Source organism: Microbacterium umsixpiens (assembly GCF_053543675.1).
This window is the reverse complement of sequence record NZ_JBLVOH010000227.1, coordinates 22148-28636: the sequence shown is the minus strand read 5'-3', so window position 1 is coordinate 28636 and position 6489 is coordinate 22148. Positions and strand designations below refer to the sequence as shown.

General features: G+C 68.5%; 3 protein-coding genes. All 3 read right to left on the bottom strand.

The features are described from left to right. Nucleotides 1-77: 77 nt before the first annotated feature. Nucleotides 78-4700, bottom strand: coding sequence for an ExeM/NucH family extracellular endonuclease (locus ACNPM4_RS19165; RefSeq protein ID WP_448986801.1), 4623 nt, complete (start codon nt 4698-4700; stop codon nt 78-80). Between the two features lie 237 nt (nt 4701-4937). Further along, a complete protein-coding gene (locus ACNPM4_RS19160; RefSeq protein ID WP_448986831.1) occupies nt 4938-5696 on the bottom strand; it encodes an SURF1 family protein in 759 nt (252 codons plus the stop codon). A 58-nt stretch (nt 5697-5754) separates the two neighbouring features. After that, on the bottom strand, nt 5755-6489 hold a 735-nt coding region (locus ACNPM4_RS19155; RefSeq protein WP_448986799.1), incomplete at its 5' end, for a GuaB3 family IMP dehydrogenase-related protein.

Here is a 6489-nt window from a genome sequence, read left to right as displayed (position 1 = left end):
ACGAAGGCCGCCGGGATCGCTCCCGACGGCCTTCGCCTGTGTCATCCGACTAGCGGATCAGAACCGCTCTTCCCCGATCAGAACCACCGGGTGAGCAGCTCCCAGAGCCAGTCGAGGATCGCACCGATGATGCCGCCGGCGCGGTTGACGGTGACCGTGGCGGTCGCCGCATCCCCGTCGGCCTGAGACGCCGCCACGGTGTACTTCCCCGACGGCGCGCTCTTCGGCACGGTGACCTGGGTGCTGAACGTGCCGTCCGCCGCCACCTGGACGGTGCCGACCTGGACCGGCTTGCCCTTCTTCGGCCGCAGCTCGATGTTCACCGTCTCACCGGGCACGTAGCCTTCGCCGGTGACCTTGAGGTTCTTGCCCGCTGCCACCTTGGACGACCCCAGGGTGATCGTGCCGGCGAACTCCTCCTCACCGGCGATCGTGAACGGCACCTGCACCGTCGTTCCGGTTCCGGCGACCGCGACGGTGAGCGACTGCTCGCCGAAGACGCCCGACGGAACAGTGAATGTCAGGCTCGCGCGCCCGCCCTCATCGGTGGTGTCGACCACGGCCGGGTCGACGGCTCCGGTGGCGAGCACCGTGTCGCCCAGCGAGAGCGTCACCTCGCCCGGTGCCGGCTCACCCGCGCTGAAGGCCAGCGAGGAGAGCGACACCGTCACCTGGTCGCCGGCGCTGTAGCCGTCGGCATCCGCCGCGCTGACTGCGACACCGACTGCCCGCTGGGCGTAGTCCGGGCTCGCGGTCTTGTTCGCGTCGAACCAGTCGACCATCGACTGCAGGTCGATCTTGCCGGTGTCGCGCTTGCCCGTGCCCTCCTTGAAGGTGAAGAAGTTGTCTCCACCCGCGGCGAGGAACGAGTTGGCGGCGACCGTGTAGTTCGCCGCCGGGTCGACTGGCGTGCCGTTGAGCGTGATCGACGTGATCCGCGAGCCCTGTGCCGCGGCGGGGTCGTAGGTGTAGAGCAGACCCACCGAGACTCCGAGCTTCAGGAACGGACGCGCCGAACCCGCCGGCTGCCACTGCTCCTCGAGCACGCCCTTCAGCTGCGCACCGGTGAGCGTCAGCGTCACCAGCGTGTTGGCGAACGGCTGTACCGTCGCCGCCTCGCGATAGGTGACGTTGCCTGCGGGATCGTTCGCGTTGGACGAGGCGTAGGTGAGGTTCGCGCGGATGCCGCCGGGGTTCATGAGCGCCAGGTCGGCGCCCGTGGACCACTGCTGCACGTCGGCGACGAAGTTGCCGATGGTGGACTCGCCACCGCGGTTCTCCGTCTTGCCGTCGCTCTGGCGCGCCCGGTTGAAGTCGGCGGTGATGTCGCCGACCTTGATCGCGCCCAGGATGTCGGCCTCGGCCTTGGCCTGGTCGACGATCGCCTGCACCTCGGGCACCGCCGGGTACAGCGGCTTGCCGGCAGCGGTGAGGGGCTTGATCTCGTTGGTGATCGAGATCAGGTCCGACGTCTCCGGGTCGACCTTGATGTTCATCAGGCCCAGGTTCTCGCCGTACTGCCCCGCGGAGACGACCGGGCGGCCGTCGATCACGTGGTTGTACGCGAGGTGGGTGTGCGCCGACACGATCGCGTCCACGTCGTCGTCGACGCCGTAGACGATCTCGCCGAGGGGCGAATCCGGAGTGATGCTCGACAGCTCGACGCTGGATGCGCCCTCGTGCACGAGCAGGATGACGACATCCGCCTCCCCGTTGGACTCGTCGCCGTCGCGCAGATCGTCAGCCACCGCGTTCACGGAATCGACGATGCTGCGGACCTCGAGATCCTTGATGCCCTCGGGCGAGACGAGCGAGTCGAGGTCTTCGGTCACCGCTCCGACGAAGCCGACCTTCACGCCGTCGAGTTCCTTCACCCAGGCCGGTGCGAGCGCGGGCTCGCCGGTCTCGGTGACGAACACGTTCGACGAGATGTACTCCCAGTCCGCGCGCTCCTGCACGCGGTCGCGCAGATCTTCCCAGCCCTGGTCGAACTCGTGGTTGCCCGCAGCGCTGACATCGAGACCGGCCGCGTTCAGCGCGTCGATCGTCGGGTTGTCGTCGTTGATGAACGAGGTGAACGTCGACGCACCGATCAGGTCGCCGGCACCGGCGAAGATCGTGTTCGGGTTCGCGTCGCGGAACTGCTTCACTGCTCCCGCGAGGACGGCGGCACCGGCGGCGGCACCGTCGGCCTCGACCCGGCCGTGGAAGTCGTTGACCGTGACGACGTCGATGCTCACCGGCGGGATCTCCGAGGAGACGCCGACGATGATCGGGTCATGGTCGCTGGAGCGGTAGGGCGTGCCCTCCTCGGTGGCGCCGTACGCGTAGCCGCGGTCGCTCCACTCCGGCGAGTTGATGCCCCAGACGCCCGCGCCAGTGATCGACGACACGAGCGACGGCGACGCGATCACGTGGTCCAGCGAGCCGAGCTCGCCGTCGAACGTGTACGTGTACTGGCCATCGGTCTTGTCGGCGACGAGGTCGCTCCACCCGTTCGACGTGAACACATTGATCGGGTCTTCCTTGCCGTAGGCGTTGAAGTCGCCGATCAGCAGCATGTCGCTGCTGCCGGTCGTCGCCTCGAGCTCAGCGGTGAAGGCGAGGATCGCATTCGCCTGCTTCACGCGGTCGGCGTTGAAGAAGCCCTGGCCGTCGGCCGGCTCCGCGCCCGCCCCCTCGGGCGGCGACTTCGACTTCAGGTGGTTCGCCACCACGGTCACGACGCGACCGTCGATGTCGAACGCCTGCGCGATCGGCTCGCGGGCATTGCCCCACACGGTCTCGTCGGTGACCGTGGCACTGTCGCCCACGGTCTCGACGGCGTCTTTCTTGTAGATGATCGCGTTGGTGATGAAGTCGGTCGTCGCCGCGTCGTTCAGCGCGGCGGGCGTGGGAACGTAGCCCCACACGTCGCTGCCGGCGTCGGCGTTGAGGCCGGCGACCAGATCCTTGAGGGCCGTGTCGACGGGCTTGCCGAGCTTCACCGAGTTCTCGATCTCCATGAGGGAGACGATCTCGGCGTCGAGTCCGTTGATCGCCGCGACGATCTTGGACTTCTGGATCGCGAACTGCGCCGCGTTCGCGGCCCCGCGGGCGTTCGAGTTCTCACTCTTCAGCGTCGTGAAGTAGTTGTAGACGTTGAAGGACGCGACCTGCACGTCGCCGCCCACCTCGGGCGCGGACTCGGTGCGCGGGTTCGTCGCCTCGAAGCCGACCTTGAGGTCGGCGGACGAGGAGTCGTCGATCGGCACGACGGGCTGCAGACGCCAGTCGTTGAAGCCCCACTGCAGCACGTAGCCGTTGTCGCCGAAGTCGACCGTGTCGCCATTGCGGACGACGGCATCCTTCGTGAAGTACGGCTGCTCGCCCGGGTGTCCGCTGTTGGACACCTGGATGGACCAGCCGTCGTCGAGCAGGATGCGGTTGGCGCGGTTGGCCGCGGCGATCGCCGCCGCCTCGCCGCCGGGACGCGTGGTTTCCGTGCTCTTCACGGCGAGGTCTGCTCCGGCGTTCAGCCACAGCGTGCCGAAGTTGAAGAGCTGGTGGCTGGAGGCGAGACGGTAGCTGCCCTCGGGAGCCACGTACATGTTCTCGTACTGCTCGCGGTCGGCACCCTGCACCGTGGCGGGCAGCGGCGTGACGGCGGGAACGCCGACGCCGGCGGTCAGCACCTCGATGTCGGCTGCTGCGGCCGGGTTGAGCTGTGTCTGCCCGAAGTACTCGCTCACGGAGCCGGTGACCGAGACGAGGTCTCCGATCTCGAGGCTCGGAGACAGAGCGTTCAGAAAGACGAACACGCCGTCGGAGGCACCGGGAGTCGCGTCCGCCGCGCCGCCGGAGCCCTGCGTCTGGATGACGATGCCCTTGTAGCCGCCGGTGCGGTAGTCGGCCGTGACGACGCCTTCGACCTGCACGGTCTTGCCGCTCAGCGGAGAGACGTCGGTCGTGCCCTGCACCTCGGCGATCGTCGCCTTCGTCGGCTCGCCGCCCGGGTCCGTGCCCGGGTCGGTGTCGCCGGAGTTCTGCGGGGTGATCGTGGCCGAGAGTGTGAAGTCGGCGCTGTTGTCGTCGGTGTCGACGCCGTCGGTGCGGTTCAGCGACTTCACGTCGGTGTTGCCGGCGGGCGGGGTAGCCGCCTTGGTCTCGAACGTGTTGGAGGTGCCGTAGCCGAGCAGGTCGACCACGCCGTCGACGCCCACGACCGAACCGGGAGTGAGAGTCACCGCCGCCGTGCCCTCGACGAGCGCCAGCGTTCCTGTGGTGCCGCTCGGGGTCAGTGTGCTCGTGGCGTCCGGAGCGGGCAGTTCGGCGCCGTTCGCGCCGTTGCTGTTGCCCTGCACGAGGTAGTGGCCGCCGGCCGGGATCACGCCGGAGAGCGTGGCGACGCCGTTGGCGGCGCCGGTCCCGGTGCCGGAGCGGTACTGCAGCGACATGCCGTCGAGGGTGATCGGTGCCGAGGTCGGGTTGTAGAGCTCGACGAACTTGTTCTTGAACGCCGCTCCCGCGCTGCCGCCGGAGAGATACGCCTCGTTGATCACCACCCCCGTACCGGTGGTGTCGGCGGTGGCGGGCACAGCGGCCAGCGAGCCGAGGCTCAACGCGGCGACGCAGGTCACGGCGAGAGCGCCGATGCGCCCCCGACTTCTACGGTGCGAGACGGAACCCATGCGGTTCTCGTCGTCTGGAGCGGACATCATCGGTGCTGTCTCCTCGGTCGGGTTCGACACTTCTCAGGACTGACGCTGCACACAGGGGAAACTCCCAGCATGCTCACATGGTGCGAGCATACGTAGCGGTCCGGACATCCTCAACGGAGTTTTCCGATTCGTCATCGAGCGCTCACCGGATGGCCTCGACGACCCCTGACGAAGGTCGCTATCGGGAGACAGCGGCACGCAATTGCGCACCGAATCGCGCGCGGATGCGCGGATCGATCAGACGGTTTCCGCCGCAGCCGCGTCTTCGAACTCCTCGACCTCACGCTCCCAGGCATCCTTCGCCAGGCGGTACCAGAGGTAGAACGCGAAGCCCGCGAAGATCGCCCACTCCACCGCATAGAAGACGTTGAGCCAGTTCACCGGCGACATCTCATCGGGCGCCGGCGACGAGATGTCGATCAGGCCGTCGGTCGCTGTCGTCGAGGCCAGGTAGGGGCGGTAGACGTCGAGCTGCTCGATGTCGTGCCAGCGGCTGAGGAGAGCAGCCGGTGACATCCGATCCAACCGCTCCGGATCGGAGTGCGGGGGAACCTTGGGCCCCTCGTCGGAGATGATGCGCCCCGAGATCTCGACCACCGACCCGTCGGCACCGGACTCGAGTTCCTTCACTGCCGCATCGGCCGCCGCGCGGTCCGGGGCCCATCCGATCGCGACCGCGATCGATGTCCGTTCGTCGACGCGCAGCTGCCCGGTGACCCAGTAGCCCTGGACGTCGTCGTTGAACCGGCTCGACACGACGATGAAGTCCTCGGGAACCCAGACACCGGAGGTCTCCACCCGCTGCCCCACGAGCGGCTCGGGAAGATACTGGCCCGGTTCGAGGACCTCGGTGAGCTGCTGCACCTGCTCGGTGGCGCCGGGGTCGGGCGGATCCGTCTCGATCGCACGCTCGAGCTGCCACTGTCCGAGCCAGGCGAACACGCCGGCGACGAGGAGGCAGAGCAGCAGCATGCCGATCCAGCGTCCCCGGAGCATGACCTCACGCAGGGTCGGGGGGAACAGAGCAGGAGTCGTCACGGTGGTGCGCTGAACCTCAGGCCTCGTACGGTGCGAGCACGACCTCGACCCGCTGGAACTCCTTGAGGTCGGAGTATCCGGTGGTCGCCATCGACTTGCGCAGCGCCCCGATCAAGTTCGCGGTGCCGTCGGCGACCGGCGCAGGACCGTAGAGGATCTCCTCGAGCGTGCCGATGCCGCCGACCTCGACCCGACGACCGCGCGGGAGCTTCGGGTGGTGGGCTTCAGGACCCCAGTGGAATCCGCGGCCGGGCGCGTCGGTGGCGCGGGCCAGCGCGACGCCGAGCATGACGGCGTCCGCCCCCATGGCGAGCGCCTTGACGATGTCGCCCGAGGTGCCGACGCCGCCGTCGGCGATCACGTGCACGTAGCGGCCACCGGATTCGTCGAGGTAGTCACGGCGCGCGGCGGCGACGTCGGAGACCGCGGTCGCCATCGGCGCGTGGATGCCGAGGGTCGCGCGGGTCGTGGACGCCGCTCCCCCGCCGAAGCCGACGAGGACGCCGGCTGCTCCGGTGCGCATGAGATGCAGTGCCGCGGTGTAGGTGGCGGCTCCGCCGACGATGACGGGGACGTCGAGGTCGTAGATGAACTTCTTGAGGTTGAGGGGCTCGGCGACGCTGGACACGTGCTCGGCGGAGACCGTGGTGCCGCGGATGACGAACAGGTCGACGCCGGCGCGGGCGACGGTGTCGTAGAACTCCTGCGTGCGCTGCGGCGTGAGCGAGCCCGCCACCGTGACGCCGGCCTC

Bases quoted from the DNA above. Each gene is read 5' to 3' on its own strand.
- ACNPM4_RS19160 (WP_448986831.1), bottom strand. From the start codon at position 5,696: ATGCTCCGGGGACGCTGGATCGGCATGCTGCTGCTCTGCCTCCTCGTC.
- ACNPM4_RS19165 (WP_448986801.1), bottom strand. From the start codon at position 4,700: ATGATGTCCGCTCCAGACGACGAGAACCGCATGGGTTCCGTCTCGCAC.